General features: G+C 73.5%; 16 protein-coding genes. 9 read left to right on the top strand and 7 right to left on the bottom strand.

The genetic code is table 11. The features are described from left to right. Positions 1 to 4: 4 nt before the first annotated feature. The 4 genes from ACFYXC_RS04330 to rsmH all read right to left on the bottom strand — a co-directional run bounded on the left by ACFYXC_RS04330 (position 5) and on the right by rsmH (position 5411). Positions 5 to 1672 (bottom strand): UDP-N-acetylmuramoyl-L-alanyl-D-glutamate--2,6-diaminopimelate ligase, encoded by a 1668-nt coding sequence (locus tag ACFYXC_RS04330; protein WP_388919641.1) that lies wholly within the window; start codon positions 1670 to 1672, stop codon positions 5 to 7. Positions 1673 to 1787: 115 nt separating this feature from the next. Beyond that, positions 1788 to 3755: a peptidoglycan D,D-transpeptidase FtsI family protein gene (locus tag ACFYXC_RS04325; RefSeq protein WP_389546638.1), complete on the bottom strand. Its 1968-nt coding sequence runs from the start codon at positions 3753 to 3755 to the stop codon at positions 1788 to 1790. A gap of 5 nt (positions 3756 to 3760) precedes the next feature. Beyond that, positions 3761 to 4351 carry a septum formation initiator family protein gene (locus ACFYXC_RS04320; protein WP_389546635.1) on the bottom strand — a complete coding sequence of 197 codons (591 nt, stop codon included), beginning with the start codon at positions 4349 to 4351 and terminating at the stop codon, positions 3761 to 3763. Positions 4352 to 4448: 97 nt separating this feature from the next. Beyond that, the gene (rsmH, locus tag ACFYXC_RS04315) at positions 4449 to 5411 is read right to left on the bottom strand and encodes a 16S rRNA (cytosine(1402)-N(4))-methyltransferase RsmH (RefSeq protein ID WP_389546632.1); all 963 of its coding nucleotides are present in this window, start codon (positions 5409 to 5411) and stop codon (positions 4449 to 4451) included. Between the two features lie 445 nt (positions 5412 to 5856). On the opposite strand from rsmH, the gene ACFYXC_RS04310 reads away from it, so the two are divergent. The 4 genes from ACFYXC_RS04310 to ACFYXC_RS04295 all read left to right on the top strand — a co-directional run bounded on the left by ACFYXC_RS04310 (position 5857) and on the right by ACFYXC_RS04295 (position 11393). After that, on the top strand, positions 5857 to 6405 hold the full coding sequence (locus ACFYXC_RS04310; RefSeq protein WP_388919628.1) for a beta-class carbonic anhydrase: 549 nt from the start codon (positions 5857 to 5859) through the stop codon (positions 6403 to 6405). 205 nt (positions 6406 to 6610) lie between these two features. Then, the gene (locus tag ACFYXC_RS04305; RefSeq protein ID WP_388919625.1) at positions 6611 to 7648 is read left to right on the top strand and encodes an AAA family ATPase; all 1038 of its coding nucleotides are present in this window, start codon (positions 6611 to 6613) and stop codon (positions 7646 to 7648) included. Next, on the top strand, positions 7648 to 9000 hold the full coding sequence (locus tag ACFYXC_RS04300) for a DUF58 domain-containing protein (RefSeq protein ID WP_389546629.1): 1353 nt from the start codon (positions 7648 to 7650) through the stop codon (positions 8998 to 9000). The genes ACFYXC_RS04305 and ACFYXC_RS04300 overlap by 1 nt, the downstream gene beginning before the upstream one ends. Next, entirely contained in the window at positions 8997 to 11393 is a 2397-nt protein-coding gene (locus ACFYXC_RS04295; protein WP_389546626.1) for a DUF3488 and DUF4129 domain-containing transglutaminase family protein, read from the top strand. Before ACFYXC_RS04300 ends, ACFYXC_RS04295 begins: the two co-directional genes overlap by 4 nt. Before the next feature lie 395 nt (positions 11394 to 11788). On the opposite strand, the gene ACFYXC_RS04290 is transcribed toward ACFYXC_RS04295, so the two are convergent. The 3 genes from ACFYXC_RS04290 to ACFYXC_RS04280 all read right to left on the bottom strand — a co-directional run bounded on the left by ACFYXC_RS04290 (position 11789) and on the right by ACFYXC_RS04280 (position 14461). Next, positions 11789 to 12193 carry a DUF3040 domain-containing protein gene (locus tag ACFYXC_RS04290; protein ID WP_107017474.1) on the bottom strand — a complete coding sequence of 135 codons (405 nt, stop codon included), beginning with the start codon at positions 12191 to 12193 and terminating at the stop codon, positions 11789 to 11791. 448 nt (positions 12194 to 12641) lie between these two features. Beyond that, positions 12642 to 13469, bottom strand: coding sequence for a class I SAM-dependent methyltransferase (locus ACFYXC_RS04285; RefSeq protein WP_389546622.1), 828 nt, complete (start codon positions 13467 to 13469; stop codon positions 12642 to 12644). A 422-nt stretch (positions 13470 to 13891) separates the two neighbouring features. Then, positions 13892 to 14461, bottom strand: a complete 570-nt coding sequence (locus ACFYXC_RS04280) for an SAV_6107 family HEPN domain-containing protein (protein ID WP_389546619.1) — start codon at positions 14459 to 14461, stop codon at positions 13892 to 13894. Between the two features lie 202 nt (positions 14462 to 14663). On the opposite strand from ACFYXC_RS04280, the gene ACFYXC_RS04275 reads away from it, so the two are divergent. The 5 genes from ACFYXC_RS04275 (at position 14664) to ACFYXC_RS04255 (ending at position 20734) form a co-directional block, all read left to right on the top strand. After that, a complete protein-coding gene (locus ACFYXC_RS04275; RefSeq protein ID WP_389546798.1) occupies positions 14664 to 15443 on the top strand; it encodes an ATP-binding cassette domain-containing protein in 780 nt (259 codons plus the stop codon). Then, complete coding sequence (locus tag ACFYXC_RS04270; protein WP_389546616.1) at positions 15415 to 17499, top strand: YhgE/Pip family protein; 2085 nt, start codon at positions 15415 to 15417, stop codon at positions 17497 to 17499. Before ACFYXC_RS04275 ends, ACFYXC_RS04270 begins: the two co-directional genes overlap by 29 nt. An 11-nt stretch (positions 17500 to 17510) precedes the next feature. Then, positions 17511 to 18152: a TetR/AcrR family transcriptional regulator gene (locus tag ACFYXC_RS04265; RefSeq protein WP_389546613.1), complete on the top strand. Its 642-nt coding sequence runs from the start codon at positions 17511 to 17513 to the stop codon at positions 18150 to 18152. Positions 18153 to 18508: 356 nt separating this feature from the next. Next, positions 18509 to 19123, top strand: coding sequence for a DUF4126 domain-containing protein (locus ACFYXC_RS04260; RefSeq protein ID WP_388919601.1), 615 nt, complete (start codon positions 18509 to 18511; stop codon positions 19121 to 19123). A gap of 96 nt (positions 19124 to 19219) precedes the next feature. After that, positions 19220 to 20734: a phytoene desaturase family protein gene (locus tag ACFYXC_RS04255; RefSeq protein WP_389546609.1), complete on the top strand. Its 1515-nt coding sequence runs from the start codon at positions 19220 to 19222 to the stop codon at positions 20732 to 20734. Positions 20735 to 20759 lie beyond the last annotated feature (25 nt).

Below are 20759 nucleotides of genomic sequence, written 5' to 3'. Positions count from 1 at the left end.
AAGTTCATCCCTGGGTCTTCTGGATAGCTGCGCGGAGCACCTGGCGGTCGTCGAAGGGACGGATCACCCCGGCGATGTCCTGGCCCTGTTCGTGGCCCTTGCCCGCGACCAGCACCGTGTCGCCGGGCTGTGCGCGGGCGACGGCCGCGGCGATCGCGGCGGCCCGGTCCTCGAAGACCTGGACCTCTCCGCGCTCGTGGGCCGGCACCTCGGCGGCGCCCGCGAGCATCGTGGCGAGGATGGCGAGGGGGTCCTCGCCGCGGGGGTTGTCCGAGGTCAGCGTGGCGGTGTCGGAGAGCCGGACCGCGGCGGCGCCCATCGGCATCCGCTTGGTCCTGTCGCGGTCGCCGCCGCAGCCGAGGACGATGTGCAGTCTGCCCTCGGTGACCTTGCGCAGGGCCCTCAGGACGGATTCGACGGCGTCCGTCTTGTGCGCGTAGTCGACGACCGCGAGGTAGGGCTGTCCGGCGTCCACGCGCTCCAGGCGGCCGGGCACGCCCGGTACGGCGGCGATGCCGTCGGCGGCGGTCTGCGGGTCGATCCCGGCGGCGGCGAGGGCGACGATCGCGGCGAGCGTGTTGGCCACGTTGAAGGTGCCCGCGAGCGGCGACCTGGCGGTGATCCGCTCGCCCCCGGGCCCGACCGCGACGAAGGCCGAGTCCATCGGCCCGACCCGGACGTCCTCGGCGCGCCAGTCGGCGTCCGGGTGCCCTTCCGCGGAGAACGTCACGACGGGGACGCCGGCCTCCTTGACGAGCCTGCGGCCGTACTCGTCGTCGAGGTTGACCACGCCGAGCCTGCTGCGCAGCGGTGTGAACAGCTGCGCCTTGGCCCGGAAGTAGTCCTCCATGTCGGAGTGGAACTCCATGTGCTCCGGGCTGAGGTTGGTGAAGACCGCGATGTCGAAGACGCAGCCGTCGACCCGGCCGAGGACCAGGGCGTGGCTGGAGACCTCCATGACGACCGCCTCGACGCCGCGTTCGCGCATGACCGCGAACAGCGCCTGGAGGTCGGTGGCCTCGGGGGTGGTGCGTTCCGACTTGATGCGCTCGTCGCCGATGCGCATCTCCACGGTGCCGATCAGTCCGGTGCTGTGGACGCCCTTGAGGCCGCCCTCGACGAGGTACGCCGTGGTGGTCTTGCCGGACGTGCCGGTGATGCCGATCTGCAGCAGGTCGCGGCCGGGGTGGCCGTAGATGGTGGCGGCGAGTTCGCCCATCGACCCGCGCGGGTCGTCCACGACGAGGACGGGCAGGCCGGTGGCCCGCGCGCGGTCGGCGCCCGTCGGGTCGGTCAGCACGGCGACGGCGCCGAGGCCGGCCGCCTGCGTCACGAAGTCGGCGCCGTGCATCCGGGCGCCGGGCAGCGCGGCGTAGATGTCGCCCGGGCGGACGGCGCGCGAGTCGTGGGTGATGCCCGTGACCTCGGCGGCGCCCTCGGGCTGTTCCGCACCCGGCCGGCCGGCCAGCTCCGCGAGGGGTGTGGCGGAGGTGCGAACCGGTCGCGGCGGCCCCGGATATGTCACAGGGACGCCCTTCTGGGTGGTTTGGGACTGATCGGCGTGTGGCACGGCGGTGAGCGTACCGGGCACACCCCCGCCGGAGCGAAGCGAGGGGCGCGGCGGTGCGGACGGCGGGCCGTCGTCGCCGGGGTCGGGAGTGATCGTCGTCACGAGCTGGTTCCTGATCGGTGTTCCGGGCGGTGGCACGGGCGGTTCCGGTCGGTCGTTCCGGTCGGTGCTGATGAGGGTGTGATCGGGTGCTGACGAGGGGGGCGGGCGCGGCCGGTCAGGGCGTGAAGGTGACGGGGAGTCTGGCGGCCGACTGCCCGGTGGGCGGTACCTGGAGGGTCTTGAGTGCGAATTCCAGGACCTCCTTGTAGACGGGTCCGCAGATCTGACCGCCGAAGTAGCTGCCCTTGGTGGCGTTCTGGATGGCGCAGTACACGGTGACGCGGGGATTGTCCGCGGGCGCGAACCCGGCGAAGGACGAGGTGTAGCCGCGGTAGCGGCCGGTGGCCGGATCCACGCGGTTGGCCGTGCCGGTCTTGCCCGCGACGCGGTAGCCGGGGATGCGCGCCTTGGTGCCGGTGCCCTCCTCGTCGTCCACGACGGACTCCAGCATGTGCGCCAGGGTCTTCGCGGTCTTCTCGCTGACGACCCTGGTCCTGTCGGCCTTGGCGGCCGGGGTGAAGCGTCCGTCGGCTCCCTTCGTGCCGCGGACGAGCGTCGGTTCCACGCGTACGCCGCCGTTGGCGATCGTGGAGTAGACGGAGGCGGCCTGCAGGGCGTTGACGGACACGCCCTGGCCGAAGGGGATCGTGTACTGCTGGGAGGTGGACCACTGGTCGGCGGGGGCGAGGATGCCCTTGGTCTCGCCGGGGAAGCCGAGGCCCGTGTAGGCGCCGATGCCGAACTTGCGCAGGTACGAGTGGAGGACCCGGTTGGCCTCCTTCTGCGTCTTGCCGAGCTGGCCGGTGGCGAGGATGGTGCCGATGTTGCTGGACTTGGCGAGGACGCCGTTGAGCGTCAGGTACCAGGTCGGGTGGTCGATGTCGTCGCGGAAGAGCCGGTCGCCGCGGTGCAGCCGGTTCGGCACGGTCACGTGTGTGGCGGGAGTGGCGACGCCCTCCTCCAGGACGGCGGCCATCGACATGACCTTGGCGGTGGAGCCGGGCTCGTAGGCGTCCTCGATGCTCCAGTTGTGCAGGGCGCCCCCGTCGGCCCGGGACAGGTCGTTCGGGTCGAAGCCGGGCGCGTTGGCCATGGCGAGGATCTCGCCGGTCCTGTTGTCCTGCACTATGACGTACCCGCGGTCGGCCTCGGACTTCTCGACCTGCTCGGCGATGGCGTTCTGCGCGGCCCACTGGATGTCGCGGTCGATGGTCAGCTCGACCTCGGAGCCGGCCACGGCGGGTTTCTCGGTGGAGCCGGCGGTCGGCACCTGCCGTCCCCCGGACTGGGCGTAGCGGATCTCGCCGTCCTTGCCGGACAGTTCCCGGTCGAGCTGCTGCTCGATGCCGCCGCCGCCCTTGCCGTCGGCGTTGACCCAGCCCAGTATCCCGGCGCCGAGGTCGCCGTTCGGGTAGATCCGCTGGCTGCTGGGCTCCTGGAGGACGCCTGCCAGGACGTTCGCCGCGCCGCCCGCCCCGGCCTTCTCGGCGAGTGCGCTCTTCAGGTCCTTGATCTGGGTCCAGACCTGGGGGGTCTGACGGCGGGCGAGCACCACGTACCGGGTGTTCTCGGTACGGAGCTTGGCGGCGATGTCGTCGGGGTCCTGGCCGAGGATCGGGCCGAGCAGGGCGGCGGCCTGTTCGGGGGCGTCGGCGGTCTTCGTCGCCTTCCGCGTGAACAGCGTGGGGTCGGCGGTGATGTCGTTGGCGTCCACGCTGATCGCCAGGTCCACGCCGTTGCGGTCGGTGATCCCGCCGCGCTCGGCGGCCAGGGTGCGGCTGAGGTACCGGTTCTTCTCGGCCTTGGCCGTGTACTCGCTCGCGTCGACCGCCTGCACCTGGAGGAGCCGCACGACGAACGCGATCAGTACGAGGGCCAGGGCGAGGCTGACCAGGCGCAGCCGCGGACGGGGGCTGCCGAGCCGGATGACGCGCGGGGCCCTGCCGCGGGGCGGGGCCGGGCGGCGGGCGGGCCGGGCGCCGGGGCCGGGGCGCCGCTGCCTGCCGGGTTTCGCGGGCCCGCCGGGCTTCACGGACCGGGCGGGCGCGGGCACCCTGCGGCGCGGGGGTTCCCTGTCGGACACTTCCGTCACCTGCCGGGAGTCGTAGGGGTCGGCGTGGGCTGCGGGGCGGACCCGGCGGCGGGGTCCGGCGCGGGATCGGGCGCCCCGCCGGGCACCGGGGAGCCGGTGAGGGTCTGGGGCTCGGTGAGCGTCTGGGGCCCGGTGAGGGTCTGCGGGCCGGTGGGCGTCGCGGCCGGTTCGGGGGCGAGCACCTCGGGCGGGCTGGTCACGGGCCCCGACAGGGACGACTGCTCGGCGGCCGCGCCGGGGACACCGAGGACCGTGCCGTCGGGGTTGAGGAAGGCCGGGTCGCCGCCGGGCACCATGCCCAGCTCACGGGCGCGGCGCTGGAGGGCGTCGGGGGCGGAGTAGGCGTCCACGTCCCGCTGGAGCGCCTGCTCCTCGTCGGTGAGGCTCTTGGTGTCCTTCTGGAGGTCGTCGAGCTGGAACGACCCCGCGCTGAGCGCGGAGTTCAGGACCAGAAGCCCGATGAGACCGCCTCCGAGCAGCAGCACCACCAGCAGGACGAAGGGCGTACGGGCGGCCTGCCCCGAGCCCGTCGGAAAGAGCCGTGCGAGCCGGGCCGCCCGCCCGCGCAGTTCGGGTCTCCTGTTCACTCGTCCTCCAGGTGCGCTCGGGTCGCCGGCCCACAGGTCCGGGTCCTGGGCCCAGGTGCCCGGTGAGTCCGGTCGTCAGCCGTCCGCGCCGCCTGCGTCACTCGGCGTCCTCCCGGATGCGCTGTGCCCCGCGCAGCCGCGCCGGGGCGGCCCGCCGGTTCTCCGCGACCTCTTCCTCGGTGGGAAGTTCGGCACCGCGCGTGAGCAGCTTGAGCCGCGGCTGGTAGCGCTCGGGGACGACCGGCAGTCCGGGCGGCGCGGTGGTGGCGGCACCCGCCGCGAACACCTGCTTCACCAGCCGGTCCTCCAGGGAGTGGTACGACAGCACGGCGATCCGGCCTCCGACGGCGAGTGCCTTGACGGCGGCGGGCACCGCCCTCTCCAGGACGGTGAGTTCGCCGTTGACCTCGATGCGCAGCGCCTGGAACGTCCGCTTGGCGGGGTTGCCGCCGGTGCGCTTGGCCGCCTGCGGCAGGGAGTCGCGGATCAGCTCGACGAGGCGCGCGCTGTCGGTGAAGGGCTCCTTGTCGCGCTCGCGCACGACCGCGGACACGATCCGCTTGGCCTGCTTCTCCTCGCCGTACGCCCGCAGGATCCGCACGAGCTCGCCGGGCGGATAGGTGTTGAGGACCTCCGCCGCGCTGATGCCGGTCGTCTGGTCCATGCGCATGTCGAGGGGCGCGTCCTGGGCGTAGGCGAAGCCGCGGTCCGCCTCGTCGAGCTGCATGGAGGAGACGCCGAGGTCGAAGAGGATGCCCTGGACGGCCGGCAGACCCAGGCGGTCGAGCACGTCGGGGAGTTCGTCGTAGACCGCGTGCACCGGCGTGAAGCGGTCGCCGAAGGGCGCGAGCCGCTCCCCGGAGAGGCGCAGCGCCTCCTTGTCGCGGTCCAGGGCGACCAGCCGCACCCCGGGGAACCGGCTGAGCAGGGCCTCGCTGTGCCCGCCGAGGCCGAGCGTGCAGTCGACGACCACGGCGCCGGGACGCTCCAGGGCGGGGGCCAGCAGGTCCAGGCACCGCTGGAGCATCACCGGGACATGTCGGCTGTGGCTCGAGCTCAAGGGGCCCTCTCAGGTCCGGCGCGGCCGGTACGTACCGCCGGGTCCCCGCCCTCCCGCGGCCGGCGCGGGGTCCCCGGGTGAGAGGGGAGGCCCGCCGGCGCCGAGAGCGTCAGCCGACCGGGAGCGGGAGGAGGCCGAGCCGTACGTACGCGCCGCGCACGCGAGGAGATCCCGGCACGGTCGCCGGGCCTCCGGGAACAGCAGTCCAGCAGGGAGGACGTCTCGCCTCCCGCTTCGCGTCACTTTAGTCCACGGTGTCGCGCGGTCAATGAACCGGCCTGCGCGTCGCGGCTGCCGTCCACGATCAAGCGGCAAACCGGCGATTTCCACCCGTACGGGTGGAGTCGATCCCCCCTTGTGGGTTACCTCACACCAACGCTCGTTGATGTTCTTTGTCCCATCCCACAGCAGGCCCGAACGGCACTTGCCCCTTACCGTCATAGGTATGACGACTTCCGCATCCGTTCCCACCGAACCCGAAGACGCCATATCCCGCCCCGGCACCGTCACGGACCGCCTGGTGGAGGCCAACGAGCGGTACGCCGCCGCGTTCGCCGACCCCGGTATGGACGCCCGTCCCGTGCTGGGTGTCGCGGTCGTGGCCTGCATGGACGCCCGTCTCGACCTGCATGCCGCGCTGGGCCTGGAACTCGGCGACTGCCACACCATCCGCAACGCGGGCGGCGTCGTGACCGACGACGTGATCCGCTCCCTCACCATCAGCCAGCGCGCGCTCGGCACCCGCAGCGTCGTGCTCATCCACCACACCGGCTGCGGCCTGGAGTCCCTCACCGAGGAGTTCCGCCACGACCTGGAGATGGAGGTCGGCCAGCGCCCCGCCTGGGCGGTCGAGGCGTTCCGGGACGTCGAACAGGACGTACGGCAGTCCATGCAGCGGGTACGGACCTCCCCGTTCCTTCTGCACAACGACGACGTACGTGGTTTCGTGTTCGACGTGAAGACGGGCCTGCTGCGTGAGATAGACCCCACCTGACGCCAGTTCGACCCGGCCAAAGACCGCAAGACCTGACATATCACGGCCAGTTGTCCACAGGCGAGTGACACGAACCGGTAACGGCAACAAGAATGCGTCTGTGGCGTCACGCGGAACTTTTCACGCGTGGTGTCCGTGTTCGGGGTGGGCCGGTCCGCATCGCAGAGCGTCGGCCCGGAGAATTGAACGGGCCGAGGAGGGCCGGGTGACGACCTATGACGATCGAGCGAGCCTCACAGATCTGACCGCCACTGTGGAGAGAGTCCGCAGTTCGGTGGAGGAAGTGATCGAGGGCAAGCCTGAGGTCGTACGGCTTTCGCTGACCGTGCTGCTCGCCGAGGGACATCTTCTGATCGAGGATGTCCCCGGCGTCGGCAAGACCATGCTGGCCAAGGCACTGGCGCGGTCCATCGACTGCTCGGTGCGGCGTATTCAGTTCACGCCCGACCTGCTGCCCTCGGACATCACCGGTGTGTCCATCTGGGACCAGCAGAGCCGGGACTTCGAGTTCAAGCCGGGCGCGATCTTCGCGCAGATCGTGATCGGCGACGAGATCAACCGCGCGTCGCCCAAGACGCAGTCGGCGCTCCTGGAGTCCATGGAGGAGCGCCAGGTCACCATCGACGGGCAGACCTACGAACTGCCCAGCCCCTTCATGGTGGTGGCCACGCAGAACCCGGTCGAGATGGAGGGCACCTACCCGCTCCCCGAGGCCCAGCGCGACCGTTTCATGGCCCGGGTCTCCATCGGCTACCCCAGCGCGGAGGCCGAGCTGCAGATGCTCGACATCCACGGCGGGGTGTCCCCGCTGGACGACCTGCAGCCGGTGGCGCACGCGCACGAGATCGTGAAGCTCATCGACGCCGTCCGCACGGTCCACGTCGCCGACCCGGTGCGGCGGTACGCGGTGGACCTGGTCGGCGCCACGCGCCACCACCCGGACCTGAGACTCGGCGCCTCGCCGCGCGCCACGCTGCACCTGCTGCGCGCCGCGAAGGCGTCCGCCGCCCTCAGCGGCCGGGACTACGCACTGCCGGACGACGTCCAGGCCCTCGCCGTGGCGGTCCTGGCACACCGCCTGCTGCCCACCGCCCAGGCCCAGTTGAACCGCCGTACGGCCGAGCAGGTCGTCCTGGAGATCCTCCAGCGCACGGCCGTGCCGGCGGCTCCCCAGCCACCGGGCGGTCCCGCGGTGGGCCGGAGCACGTCCTTCTTCGGCGATCAACCGCCCCGGAGGCTGTGATGAGCACCGGGGGGATGCCCGCAGCGACGGCCGAGGAGGACAAGGGCGGACTGCGCACGGCTCTCGCCGGGCTCACCACGCGCGGGCGGTCCTTCCTGGCCGCCGGCATCGCGGCAGCCATCTGCGCGTACGTCCTGGGGCAGAGCGATCTGCTCCGGGTCGGACTGCTGCTCGCCGTGCTGCCACTGGTCTGCGCGGCCGTGCTGTACCGCACGCGCTACCGGGTCGCCGGCAGCCGCCGCCTCTCCCCCGGGCGCGTGCCGGCGGGCTCCGAGGCGCGCGTCCACCTGCGGATGGACAACGTCTCGCGGCTGCCCACGGGCCTGCTGATGCTCCAGGACCGGGTGCCGTACGTGCTGGGGCCGCGGCCCCGGTTCGTGCTCGACCGGGTCGAGGCGGGCGGCCGGCGCGAGGTGTCGTACCGGGTGCGCTCGGACCTGCGCGGCCGCTATCCGCTCGGCCCGCTGCAACTGCGGCTCAGCGACCCGTTCGGGATGTGCGAGCTGACCCGCTCCTTCTCGACGTACGACACCCTCACCGTCATCCCGCGCGTGGAGCCGCTGCCGCCGGTCCGGCTGACCGGCGAGGCGAAGGGGTACGGCGACGGGCGCCAGCGCTCGCTCGCCCTGGCCGGCGAGGACGACGTGATCCCGCGCGGGTACCGCTACGGCGACGACCTGCGCCGGGTCCACTGGCGGCTGACCGCCCGGTACGGCGAGCTGATGGTGCGCCGCGAGGAGCAGCCCCAGCGGTCCCGCTGCACGGTGCTCCTCGACACCCGGGGCATCGCCTTCGACGGCGCGGGCCCGGACTCGGCCTTCGAGTGGGCCGTCTCCGGCACGGCGTCCACGCTGGTGCACATGCTGGAGCGGGGCTTCTCGGTGCGGCTGCTGACCGACACCGGCACCTCGGTGCCGGGCGAGGGCGCCGACGGGTTCGCCGGGGCGAGCCAGGAGTCGGCGGACGCCGCCGGGCTGATGATGGACACCCTCGCGGTGATCGACCACTCCGACGGTACGGGCCTGTCGCGGGCGTACGACGTCCTGCGCGGCGGCAACGAAGGACTGCTGGTCGCCTTCCTGGGCGACCTGGACGAGGAGCAGGCGACGGTGCTCGGCAAGATGCGCCAGCGCAGCGGCGGGGCGGTCGCCTTCCTGCTGGACAGCGGCGCATGGGTGCGGGGCGCCGCCGGCGAACGATGCGAGGAGCGGCTTCGGATGCTGCGTGAGGCGGGCTGGACCGCCCTGGCCGTTCCGCCGGGCACCGGTCTCGGCGACCTGTGGCGGGAGGCGGACCGCCAGCGCAACGGTGTCGCGTCGACGGGCGGCACGGCAGGGGGCGGTGGCTCATGAGCGGACGCGCGCGACTCGCGCTGTGCGCGGCGGCGGCGACGCTGATGGCGTCCTGCGCGCTGCTGCCGCTGGTCGACCCGGCGACCTGGTTCCTCCAGGCCGCGTTCCTGCTCGCGATACAGACCGGGGTGGGCGCGGCGGCCCGCCGGGTGCCCCTCGCCAGGCCGCTGACGATCGCGGTGCAGGCGCTGGTCACCCTGCTGCTGCTGACGCTGTCCTTCGCCCGGGAGCAGGCCGTCGCGGGGCTGCTCCCCGGCCCGGAGGTCTTCCGCTACTTCGGCGACCTGCTGCAGGCGGGCACGGACGACGTCAGCCGGTACTCGATCCCGGCGCCGCTGTCCGACGGCATCCGTCTGATGATGGTCGGCGGGGTCGTGGTGATCGGACTCGCGGTGGACGCGCTCGCGGTGACGTTCCGCAGCGCGGCCCCCGCCGGACTGCCCCTGCTGGCCCTGTACTCCGTCGCCGCGGGTCTCGCGGACGGCGCAGCCGGATGGGTGTGGTTCCTGCTGGCGGCGGCCGGTTTCCTGGTGCTGCTGCTGGCGGAAGGCCGTGACCGGCTCTCGCAGTGGGGCCGGGTCTTCGGCGGCGGACCCCGCGCACCGGGCGCGGACCCCTCGGAGAGCGCGCTCGCACCGGTCCGTACGGGCCGCCGCATCGGCGCCGTCGCCCTCGGCATCTCCCTGGTGGTGCCGCTCGCGCTGCCCGCGCTGGACGGCGGGCTGCTGGACGGCGCGGGGACCGGCGTCGGCACGGGCTCCGGAGGCGGCGGCACGATCTCCGCGGTGAACCCGCTGGTCTCGCTCCGCGACAGCCTGAACGTGGACGAGGACCGCGAGGTCATGTCCTACCGCACCAACTCCGAGGAGACGCGGGACCTCTATCTGCGGATCGTCTCGCTGGACGAGTTCGACGGCACGGCGTGGAAGCCGGCCAAGCGCCATGTCGAGGACGTGCCGGGGTCGTTCCCGACGCCGCCCGGCCTCGGTGACGACGTACGGCGCACCGAGATCCAGACGAGGATCTCCGCGGCCGACTGGTACGCGCAGGACTGGCTGCCGATGCCCTACCCGGCCAGCCAGGTGGGGATCGGCGGCAAGTGGCGGTACGAGCCGGTGGGCCGCACGCTCGTCGGGGACCACGGCCAGACCACCCGCGGCCAGGAGTACACGGTCAAGAGCCTGATCGTGCAGCCCACCGCGGAGCAGCTCGCGGACGCGCCCGAGGCGTCGGAGGCGCTGAAGCGCGAGTTCACCGAGGTGCCCGGCTCACTGCCGCCGGTGGTGTCCCGGACGGCCCGGGACGTCACGGCGGACGCGGCCAACGACTACGAGCGCGCGGTGGCGCTGCAGGACTGGTTCGCCCTGGAGGGCGGCTTCACCTACGACACCGAGGTGCAGGTCGGCAGCGGGTCCCAGGCGATAGCGCGCTTCCTGCGGGACAAGGAGGGCTTCTGCGTCCACTTCTCCTTCGCGATGGCCTCCATGGCCCGCACCCTGGGCATACCGGCCCGGGTCGCGGTGGGCTTCACCCCCGGTTCGCCCCAGGCGGACGGCACCACCTCGGTGGGGCTGCGGGACGCGCACGCCTGGCCGGAGCTGTACTTCGAGGGCGTGGGCTGGACCCGCTTCGAGCCGACGCCGAACCGCGGCACGGTGCCGGAGTACACCCGGACGGACACACCGGGCACGACGGTCCCCGACCCCGACGTGCCGTCGCGGTCCTCGTCCACGGAGCCGTCCGCCGCGCCGTCGAGCAGCGAGAGCTGCACGGCGGCCGAGAAGAAGCTGGAGCAGCCCTGTGGCGACGAGTCTCCGCAGGCGGCCTTCGGCGCGACGAACGACGATCCGCCGTGGGAGTTGTTCCTCCTGCTCCTCCTGCCCGCGCTCGCCGTGCTCGCGGTGCCGCTGCTGCCGATGCTGTGGCGGATGCGGGCCCGCTCGGTGCGGCTCGGCTGGCACGGGCGGACCGAGGAAGGCGCCGCGGCCGCCACGCTGGCGGCCTGGCAGGAGGTGAGCGACACGGCGTGGGACTTCGGGATCGCCCCCGACGAGTCGCAGACACCGCGCAACGCGGCGGCCCGGATCGTGCGCATCGGGCATCTCGACCCGGAGGCCGCGGCCTCCGTCCACCGGGTGGCCGACGCGGTGGAGCAGGTCCTGTACGCGCCACGGCCCCGGCCGGCCGTGGGTCTGGGCGACGACGTACGCCGGATGGCCGCGGGCCTCGGGGCCACGGCGAGCCGCGGTACGCGCCTGCGCGCACTGCTCGCACCGCGCTCGGCCGTACGGGTGGCGTGGACGGCCTCCGAGAAGTGGACGGCGCTGAAGTCCCGGTCCGCGGCCCGCTGGACGGCGCTCGTACGGCGGCCGTCGGGGCAGGGCAGCGGCTGAGGCCGACCGGCCTCACGAGCCGAGGGAAGGGCGCCCATCCGGACCGGATGGGCGCCCTTCGTCGCCGGTCGGCCACCGCGGGGCTTGCCCTGGGACTGTCCCGTCGGGGGGACACCCGGCGGCGGGCGTCCGGGCGACGGGCGTCCGGGCGACGGGCGTCCTGACGGCGGGTATCCCGGCGACGGGCGTCCGGGCGGCAGGCGTCCGGGCGATGGGCATCCGGGCGACGGGCGTCCTGACGGCGGGTATCCCAGCGGCGGGCGTCCCGGCGGCGGGCGTCCGGGCGCGGATCACGGTGGGCGTCCAGCCCCGCCGTGGTCGGGCATGCTGGAGGGGTGACCACCTGTGCGGTGGTCACCCCTTCAGCATGTGTGTCTCGGCCGGGACCCGGTGGGCTACTGGCCGCCCTGCTCGTCACGGCGCCGCTGCCAGCGCTGTTCGATGCGGTCCATCATGGAGCGCCTCTGCCGGCCCTGACCGCGGGCCTGCGGAGCACCCGGCGCACCCGCCGCGGGCTGTTCACCCGGCTTGGGGGCCTTGCGCCAACCGGTCACGGCGAGCACCGCGCAGCCCAGCATGACGAGAAAACCCACCACGCTGACCCAGATCTGCTGTGCGACCATTCCGGCCATGAGGAGCGCGATACCTACGAGGAAGCCGGCGACCGCCTGGTAGACCCGTCGCCGGGTGTACGTACGCAGCCCGCTTCCCTCAAGCGCTGTCGCGAACTTGGGATCTTCGGCGTACAGCGCTCGCTCCATCTGCTCGAGCATTCGCTGCTCGTGCTCCGAGAGCGGCACGGCGTCCTCCTCATCGTGCAGTCGCCGGGGCGACGACCGGGGGTCCCCTTCAGGATAGGCAGGGAATCGCCCCCGTGAAACCCGCCCCTCTGCGCCAATCCGCCAACCGGAACCCGCCATGAAGCTCCGATCCACTGAGGCGTAGATTCCCCAGCGGCCGGCCCGTCATGCCGGACGGTCTCCCCCGATCATACGGCTCCGAGCGCCCGATAGGGGGGCCTGTGGCGTACTCCATCTGCTGTCGCGGCGCGGGGGAGCGGGGCGGCACCGGGGGGGGGGCACCTCCCCGCGGCCACCCCCCGCTCACCCCCCCCAAGAATCATCGGGGCGGCGGGGGGGGATGGGGCGCGTTGGGGGGCCCGGGGCGGCGGGGGGGGGGTGGGGGGGGGGGGGGGCCCCCCCCGGGGGGGGGCGCCCCGCCCCCCCCCCCCCCGACACGGGAGGCGGCTCACGTCCCGGCGGACACCCGCGTCTCACCCAGCACATGAAGCTGCGTGGCGACGGCGTGGAAGGCGGCGAGTTCGGCGGCCGCGGCCTCCAGCTTGAGCAGGGCGTCCAGGGCGCCCGGCTCGGTGTCCACGAGGACCCCGGGGACCAGGTCCGCGAAGACCCGGACACCGTGCACGGCACCGACGGCGAGGCCCGCGCCCTCGACCAGGGCGGTGAGCTGGTCGGCGGTGAAGCGCCGCGGGACGGGATCACCCTCGCCCCAGCGGCCGTCCGGGTCACTCAGGGCGTGCCGGGCCTCCGTGAAGTGTCCGGCGAGGGCCCGGGCGAGCACGGCGCCCCCGAGGCCGGCGGCCAGCAGGCTGAGGACCCCCTCGGGACGCAGGGCGCCGACCGCGTTGCGCAGGCCCTCGGCGGGGTCGTCCATGTACTCCAGCACGCCGTGGCACAGCACCGCGTCGTGGCCGCCGCGCTCGACGACGTCGAAGAGGCCGTGCGCGTCGCCCTGCACGCCCCGGACGCGGTCGGCGACGTCGGCCTCGGCGGCCCGTCGCTCCAGCGCGAACAGCGCGTTCGGGCTGGGGTCCACGACGGTGACGCGGTGGCCCAGGCGGGCGACGGGCACCGCGAAGTTGCCGCTGCCGCCTCCGGTGTCGAGCACGTCCAGCGACTGACGGCCGGTGGCCTTGACCCGGCGGTCGAGGGCGTCCTTCAGGACGTCCCAGACCACGGCTGTACGGAGAGAGGCGCGGGGCCGGGAGGGGTCGGAGCGCGGCGACGCCTGCTGAGGGCGGCGTGGGGAGGCGGGCGGGCGCATCGGGTCCGACACGGCAGTTGACTCCTCGGCGCGGCACCGCCTCGTACGGGGGCGGAGCGATGGGGACATCTCCCCGCCCTGTCCGACGCAGGGGAGATGCAGGCGTCCCCAACCCTATTGCCTCGCACCCGCTGCCCGGCTCCCCGTCTCGCGCGCCGGACGGACGGCCCGTGACAGCCCTGGCCACCGGTCGGACGACGCCCCGGCACACCGCGCCACCGGGACATCGGGCCACCTGGCCACCGCCCGCGCGGGATCGCCCGGCCGCGCCCTGCTCGCCGGACCATCACCAGGTGACACCGGCACGCGGCCCCGGCCACCCCCGCGGAAGGCAGGCACCTGTCAGGCGGCCCCACCGCCCGGCGGCCCGCGGTCGTCCCCGCGCCGTCGGTGCGGTCGGGGGCGCGGTCTACGGTGCGGCGGTCCGGGCGCCGTCATCCCGCGTCCGGCACGTCCGGGGCGGCGTCCGGCAGGTGCCGTGCCTCCCCGTCGTTCTCCTGCCGTGGCTGGGGCAGGACCGGCTGGAGCACCAGCATGCGTTCGACGAGACGGAGGAACATCGCCACGTCGCGCAGCAGGTCGTCGGCGTCGCGGTGGCTGGCCGCGCCCTGGATACCGGCCTCAGCGCGGGCACGGCGGCCGGCTCCGGAAGCGAACAGCACGCTCCACTCGGCGAGTTCGGGCGCTATCTCGGGGAGCACTTCCCAGGCGCTCCGGATCTTGGCGCGGCGCCTCGCGGTGGTCTCCGGGCGGCCCCGGGCGGCGAGCACGGCCGCGGCGGTGCGCAGGGCGGCCAGGTGGGCCGTCGCGTACCGCTCGTTCGGCGTTTCGAGCACGGACGCCTCGTCGAGTCCGGCGTGGGCCTGGGCGAGCAGGTCGAGGGCGGCAGGCGGGGCCGTGGCCCGGCGGAGCACGGGGTGTACGTCGCTCGCCGGTCCGGTCAGTGAGGGGGCAGGGCCGGTGGCGCGGCGCCGACGGGCGGCGGCTGCGGAAGAACTGGCCATGACGAACCTCCTGTCGTCTGTGTGACAGCACGCCCCGACGGGGAGTGCCGTATGTGCCTATCGTGCGGTATGCCACTGACAATCCGTTCTGACCTGCGGTTTTGCTTCGATCGTAGGTTCGGAGTAGTTTTTGCACTGACCAGTCAGTGCAAAAACTTTGTGCTTCAAAGAGACGTGAAGGGACCGACGGGTGGGGGACGTTGTGGACGGTCCGCACGGACTCGGCGTCAGCGCCGAGGACTTCGGACTCAGGGGGCCTCGGGGCTGGACGTTCCGCGGCGTGCACGTCGCCGCGGAACCCGGCTCGCTGATCGCGGTCGAGGGACCTTCCGGCTCGGGCCGCACCTGCCTGCTGCTGGCGCTCACCGGGCGGATGAGACCGACCGAGGGACGCGCCGAGGTGGGGCGGTTCGCGCTGCCGAAGCAGATGGCGGCGGTCCGCCGGTCCAGCGCGCTGGCCCACGTGCCCGGCGTCACCGACCTGGAGCCCGCCCTGTCGGTCGCCGAGCACCTGCGGGAGCGGGCGCTGCTGCAGCGGCGGTTCGGCGGCCCCGTACGCGGGCTGCTGAAGCCGCGGCGGGAGCGGTCGGCGCAGGCCCGTCTGCGGGTCGACAGCGCGCTGGCCGCCGCCGGTCTCGACCCGCGGACGCTGCCGAAGGGTCCCAGGACCGCCGTCCGCGACCTGGAACGCATGGAGGCGCTGCGGCTGTCCGTGGCCCTCGCCCTGATCGGCCGCCCCCGGCTCCTCGGGATCGACGACACCGACCTGAAGCTCGGCGAGGCGGGGCGGACCGAGGTCTGGGCGCTGTTGCGTTCCCTGACCGAGGCCGGGACCACCGTCGTCGCGGTGTGCAGCGAGGCCCCCGAGGGGGCGGTCGTGGTGTCCACCGGCCCCGCAGGCGGGCCGGTCAGCGACCGGACCGAACAGAACGACCACGACAAGGAGACGGTGGATGCGCTCGCCGAAGCTGGCCGCTCTTGAGCTCAGGCGTTTCGGCAGGGGCAGGCTCCCGCGCGCGGCGCTGGCCGCGCTCCTGCTGCTGCCCCTGCTGTACGGCGCCCTCTACCTGTGGTCGTTCTGGGACCCCTACGGCCGTCTCGACCGCGTTCCCGTGGCGCTGGTGAACGACGACCGGGGAGCCACCGCCGCCGGCGAGAAGATCGTGGTGGGTGACGAGATCACCAAGGGGCTGCGCGGGAGCGGGACGTTCGAGTGGCACGAGGTGAGCGCCGCCGAGGCCCGGTCGGGCGTGGAGGACGGCAGGTACTACCTGTCGCTGACCATGCCGTCCGACTTCAGCCGGAGGGTCACCTCCGGTGCGGGCGACGCACCGGAGACGGGCGCCCTCCAGGTACGGACGAACGACGCGAACAACTACATCGTCGGGCAGATCTCACGGACCGTCTTCAGCGAGGTGCGCACGGCCGCCTCGACCAAGGCGTCCCGGTCGTTCCTCGACCGGATCTTCGTGTCGTTCTCCGACATCCACGGGAGGACCGAGAAGGCCGCCGAGGGGGCGGACAGCCTCAAGAGCGGGATCGGGAAGGCGCGCAAGGGCTCCAAGGACCTCGCGGACGGCCTCGCGGACGCCGAGAAGGGCAGTGGCAGGCTCTCCGCGGGACTGAGGAAGCTCGACACGGGCGCGGGCGACCTGGAGGACGGCTCACGGCAGGTCTCGGCGGGGACGCAGACCCTCGCGGACAAGGTCAACGGCGTCGCGGACAAGGTGGGGCCCTTCCTCAAGGGCAGCGAGAAGGAGATCGGCGACACCGCCCGGCTCGTCGCGGACTCCGCCTCGGCGATCCGCCGCAACCTCGACACGCTGGCGGAGAAGGCCCCGGCCGCCGCCGAGGGCGCACGCACCGCCTCGGACACCCTGGACGCCGTCCACAGGGCGCGCTGCGTGGACCGGCCGCTGCCCGACGCCGCCTGCCCCGACCTGAAGAAGGCCAGGGACGCGGCCGCCGACGTGGCGAAGGTCGCCGACGACGTCGACACGCTGGTGGCCGGCCAGGACGGCGACCTGGAGACCCTCGACAAACACCTGGCCACCCTGGAGAAGCAGGCGCGGGCGCTGGCCGGCCGCTCGCCGCACCTGTCCGAGGACCTCGCCACGACCGTCGCCAGGATCAACGAGCTCAACAAGGGCGCGGGAAAGGTCGCCAAGGGCGCCAAGACCCTGCACACGGGGCTCGGTACGGCCAAGAAGGGCGCCGAGGACCTCGACAGCGGGGTCGGCGCACTGGGGTCGGGCGCCGACGATCTCGAAGGGGGCATGTACAAGCTCGTCGACGGCTCCGGGAAGCTGGCCGGCGGACTGCACGACGGCGCCGGACGGATCCCCGACTACGACAAGAAGGACCGTGAGCGGCGCACCGGGGTCATGGCCGATCCCGTACAGCTCGCTTCGCGGGACCTGCACAAGGCGCCCAACTACGGCACCGGCTTCGCCCCGTACTTCATTCCGCTGTCCCTGTGGGTGGGCGCGATGGTCGCCTACATGCTGATCCCGGCGCTCAACCGGCGCGCGCTCGCCGCGGGCGCCCCCGCCTGGCGCATCACGCTGGCGGGCTGGCTCCCGGTGGCCGCCCTGGGAGTACTGCAGACGGTCGCGCTGATGTCCGTACTGCACTGGGCGATCGGCCTGGAGGCGGTCAGGGCGGCCGGCACGGTGGCCTTCCTGTTCCTGGTGACGGCCTGTTTCGCGGCGATCGTGCAGTGGCTCAACGCCCGCTTCGGGGCGGCCGGCCGGATCCTCGTCCTGGCGTTCCTGATGCTGCAGCTGACGTCGGCCGGCGGCACGTACCCCGTGCAGACCAGCCCGGACTTCTTCAACGCGATCCACCCCGTCATGCCGATGACGCACGTCGTCGACGCCCTGAGGAGGCTCATCACGGGCGGCGGTCAGGGGCCGGTCTGGCAGGCGTGCGCAGTACTCACCGCGTACACACTGGGCGCCCTCGCGCTCACCGCGGTCTCCGCGCGGCGACGGCAGGTGTGGACCCTCGACCGTCTGCACCCGGAGCTGAGCCTGTGACAATCGGGGCCATGGAAAGCAGCAGGACGGTGGACAGCGGCGGCGGCCGGAGACAGGCGACCCGGCAGAAGCTCTACGAGGCGGCGGTGACCCTCATCGCCGAGCAGGGGTTCTCGGCCACCACCGTGGACGAGATCGCCGAGCGTGCCGGAGTGGCGAAGGGCACGGTCTACTACAACTTCGCCAGCAAGTCCGTCCTCTTCGAGGAACTGCTCCGGCACGGAGTGGGACTGCTCACGGCCTCTCTCCGGGACGCGGTCGAGAGGACCGACGAGGAAGGCGGCAGCCGGGTCGACGCGCTGGACGCGATGATCCGGGCGGGCCTCGTCTTCATCGACCGCTACCCGGCCTTCACCCAGCTGTACGTGGCGGAACTGTGGCGCACCAACCGGGCCTGGCAGTCCACGCTGATGGTGGTCAGGCAGGAGGCCGTCGCGGTCGTGGAGAACGTCCTGCGCGACGGGATCGCGAACGGCGAGCTGAGCGACGAGATCGACACCCCGCTGACGGCCGCGGCCCTGGTCGGCATGGTGCTGGTGGCGGCCCTGGACTGGCTGGCGTTCCAGCCGGAGCGGTCCCTGGACGACGTCCACGGGGCACTGTCCCTGCTGCTCCAGGGCAGGATCGGCGGCGGGCGCCTGGGACACGAGTGAGCGCCGGTTCCGGAGTGGCCGCGTCCCCCGCGGGCCACGCCGGAACCGGCGCCCTCTCTCGTGCTCCCCCGTGCGTCCCCCGCACTCCCCGACGGTTCCCGTTCCGGTCCCCCTCGGGCCCCCGTGTCTCGCTCCCGCCGATCTCTCGGCGGAAGGAGCGGTAGAGGGCGCCGCACCGTTCCGCCGCCCCGTGTCGGCGGTACCGGAGCCGCGCCCCTTTCCGTGCCCCCACTCTGTCCTTCACGCAGGTCGGCGCCCATCCGCGCGCGTACTCAACTCACCTCCTAGGTACGCGTACTCAGCTCTGCGCACGCAGGCCCAGGACGCGCCGTCGCCCACTCGTTACGATCGCGTCCGTGTCCGTACTCCCTCTGGTGTTCACCAGCGGCTGGGCCAGCGGCGTCAACGCGTACGCGGTGGTGCTGCTCCTCGGCCTCTTCGGCGCGACCGGGCTGACCGACGAGGTGCCCGAGTCGCTGCAGCGACCCGAGGTCCTCGTCGCGGCGGGTGTCCTGTTCGTCTGCGAGGCCGTCGCCGACAAGATCCCGTACGTGGACTCGGTGTGGGACGCCGTGCACACCGTGATCCGTCCGGTGTCGGGGGCCGTCGTCGCGGCGCTGCTGGCCGGGGAGAGCGGTTCGCTGTCCGAACTGGCGGCCGGGGCGATCGGCGGCTCGTCCGCCCTCGCCAGCCATGCCGTGAAGGCCGGGACGCGCATGGCGATCAACACCTCGCCCGAGCCGTTCAGCAACGTTTTGATGAGCGTCGCCGAGGATCTGGGGGTCGCCGGGATCCTGACCTTCGCGATGTTCCACCCCGAGGCCGCGGCGGTCGTCGCGGCCGTCCTGCTCCTCACCGGCCTGCTGGTGCTCTGCTTCCTCGTCTCGCGGATCAGACGGTTCCTGCGCCGCAGGGCCCAGCGGCGCGAGGAGAAACGGCTCGCGGGCCGGCTCGGGCCGCCGCCCGGCTGACCCGGCGGCGGAACCCCGGGCGGACGGGCCCGGCGGCCGGCTCCGGCGCCAGGGCCGTCAGCGCGGCTGTCAGTGGCGGCCGATACAGTCCCTGGCATGGCACGGATCGTGGTGATCGGCGCCGGGATGGGCGCGATGGCGGCCGCTGCCCGGCTGGCCGTCGCGGGCCACCGGGTGACGGTGTTCGAGCGCACGGCGACGTACGGCGGCGCGGTGGGCCGCTTCGAGCGCGACGGCTTCGCCTTCGACACCGGCCCCGGGCTGCTCCAGGTGCCCGCGGTCTACCGCGACCTGTTCGTCAAGACCGGCAAGGAGCCCCTGGAAGCCCGCGTCGACCTGGTCCAGGTCGATCCGGCGGCCCGGCACGTCTTCGCCGACGGCACGGAGGTCTCACTGCCCAACGCCTCGCGCGCGGGGGTCGTCTCGGCCCTGGACGAGGCCATGGGCGCGGGCGCGGGTGAGCGCTGGGGCGATTTCCTGGTCCGGGCCCGCGAGGCGTGGGACCGGACCCGGCGCCCGCTCCTGGAGGAGCCGCTGTGGCGTGACTGGCAGATCCTGGGCGAGCGCGAGCCCTACCCGGCCCTGCGGCAGCGGCGCCTGCTGCGTACGCGTACGGCGGGCCGCCTCGCGGAGGTCGGCGCATGGGAGCTGGGCGATCCCCGCCTCGCCGCCCTGCTGGAGAGTTACGCGCTGGGGTACGGCCTCGACCCGCGCGCGGTGCCGGCGAGCGCGGCCGTCCTGCCGTACATGGAGCACGCGTTCGGCGCGTGGTACGTGCGCGGCGGGATCCGCGAGCTGGCCCGGGCCGTGTACGAGCGGTGCGTGGCACGCCGGGTGGAGTTCGTCTTCGGGGCGACCGTCGAGCGGATCATCGAGAAGGACGGCCGTGCGGCGGGCCTGGAGACGGCCGACGGGACGGTCGTGGAGGCGGACTTCGTGGTGGGCGGTCCGCCGGAGCTGCTGCGGAGCCTCATGGGCCGCGGCGAGCTGTACGGCGGCGAGGCACCCGAACCGCACCCGGGATCCCGGTCCCGCGGCAGGGCCGTGGTCTGCCTCGCGCTGCGCGGACCGCGCGAGGCGGGCACGGCACACCGCACGGTGGTGCACAGCACGGACCGGGCCGGGGAACTGCACCACACCTTCGGTACGGGTGCGCCGCCACCGCACCCCACCGTGTGGGTGGACCGTCCGGACGATCCACGACTGCGCCCGGACGACGCCCACGAGTCCATGGTCCTCACCGCGACGGTGCCGTCCCTGGCGCGGTACGACTGGGCGGCGGCCGGTGCGGCCGACGCCTTCGCCGACCGTATGGTCGTCGCCGCGGAGCGGGCGGTGCCGGACCTGCGCGAGCGCGTGCTGTGGCGGGAGGTGCGGACGCCCCTGGACACGCTGCGGGAGACCGGGAGCGAGGCCGGCGGTGTGCCGGCCCCCGCGCTCGCGGGTCAGGAGGGCGTACTGCTGCGGCCGGCCAACGCCACCGCCGTACCGGGCCTGTTCGCCGTGGGCGGCTGGGCGCACCCCGGTGGCGGGCTTCCGCACGTGGGCATGTCGGGGGCGCTGGTGGCCGGACTGATCGTGGAGGGGCCGGACTTCCGGGGCTCGCAGTGACACCGGCGGGGCGGGTGTCCCGCCG

This window comes from Streptomyces sp. NPDC002701, from assembly GCF_042889045.1.
Lineage (GTDB): Bacteria > Actinomycetota > Actinomycetes > Streptomycetales > Streptomycetaceae > Streptomyces.
The sequence above is the reverse complement of the archived record's forward strand: the minus strand, read 5'-3'. Positions and strand labels throughout refer to the sequence as shown.

Bases quoted from the DNA above. Each gene is read 5' to 3' on its own strand.
- ACFYXC_RS04255 (WP_389546609.1), top strand. From the start codon at position 19,220: ATGGCACGGATCGTGGTGATCGGCGCCGGGATGGGCGCGATGGCGGCC.
- ACFYXC_RS04280 (WP_389546619.1), bottom strand. From the start codon at position 14,461: ATGGCCAGTTCTTCCGCAGCCGCCGCCCGTCGGCGCCGCGCCACCGGC.
- ACFYXC_RS04295 (WP_389546626.1), top strand. From the start codon at position 8,997: ATGAGCGGACGCGCGCGACTCGCGCTGTGCGCGGCGGCGGCGACGCTG.
- ACFYXC_RS04270 (WP_389546616.1), top strand. From the start codon at position 15,415: ATGCGCTCGCCGAAGCTGGCCGCTCTTGAGCTCAGGCGTTTCGGCAGG.
- ACFYXC_RS04300 (WP_389546629.1), top strand. From the start codon at position 7,648: ATGAGCACCGGGGGGATGCCCGCAGCGACGGCCGAGGAGGACAAGGGC.
- ACFYXC_RS04265 (WP_389546613.1), top strand. From the start codon at position 17,511: ATGGAAAGCAGCAGGACGGTGGACAGCGGCGGCGGCCGGAGACAGGCG.
- ACFYXC_RS04310 (WP_388919628.1), top strand. From the start codon at position 5,857: ATGACGACTTCCGCATCCGTTCCCACCGAACCCGAAGACGCCATATCC.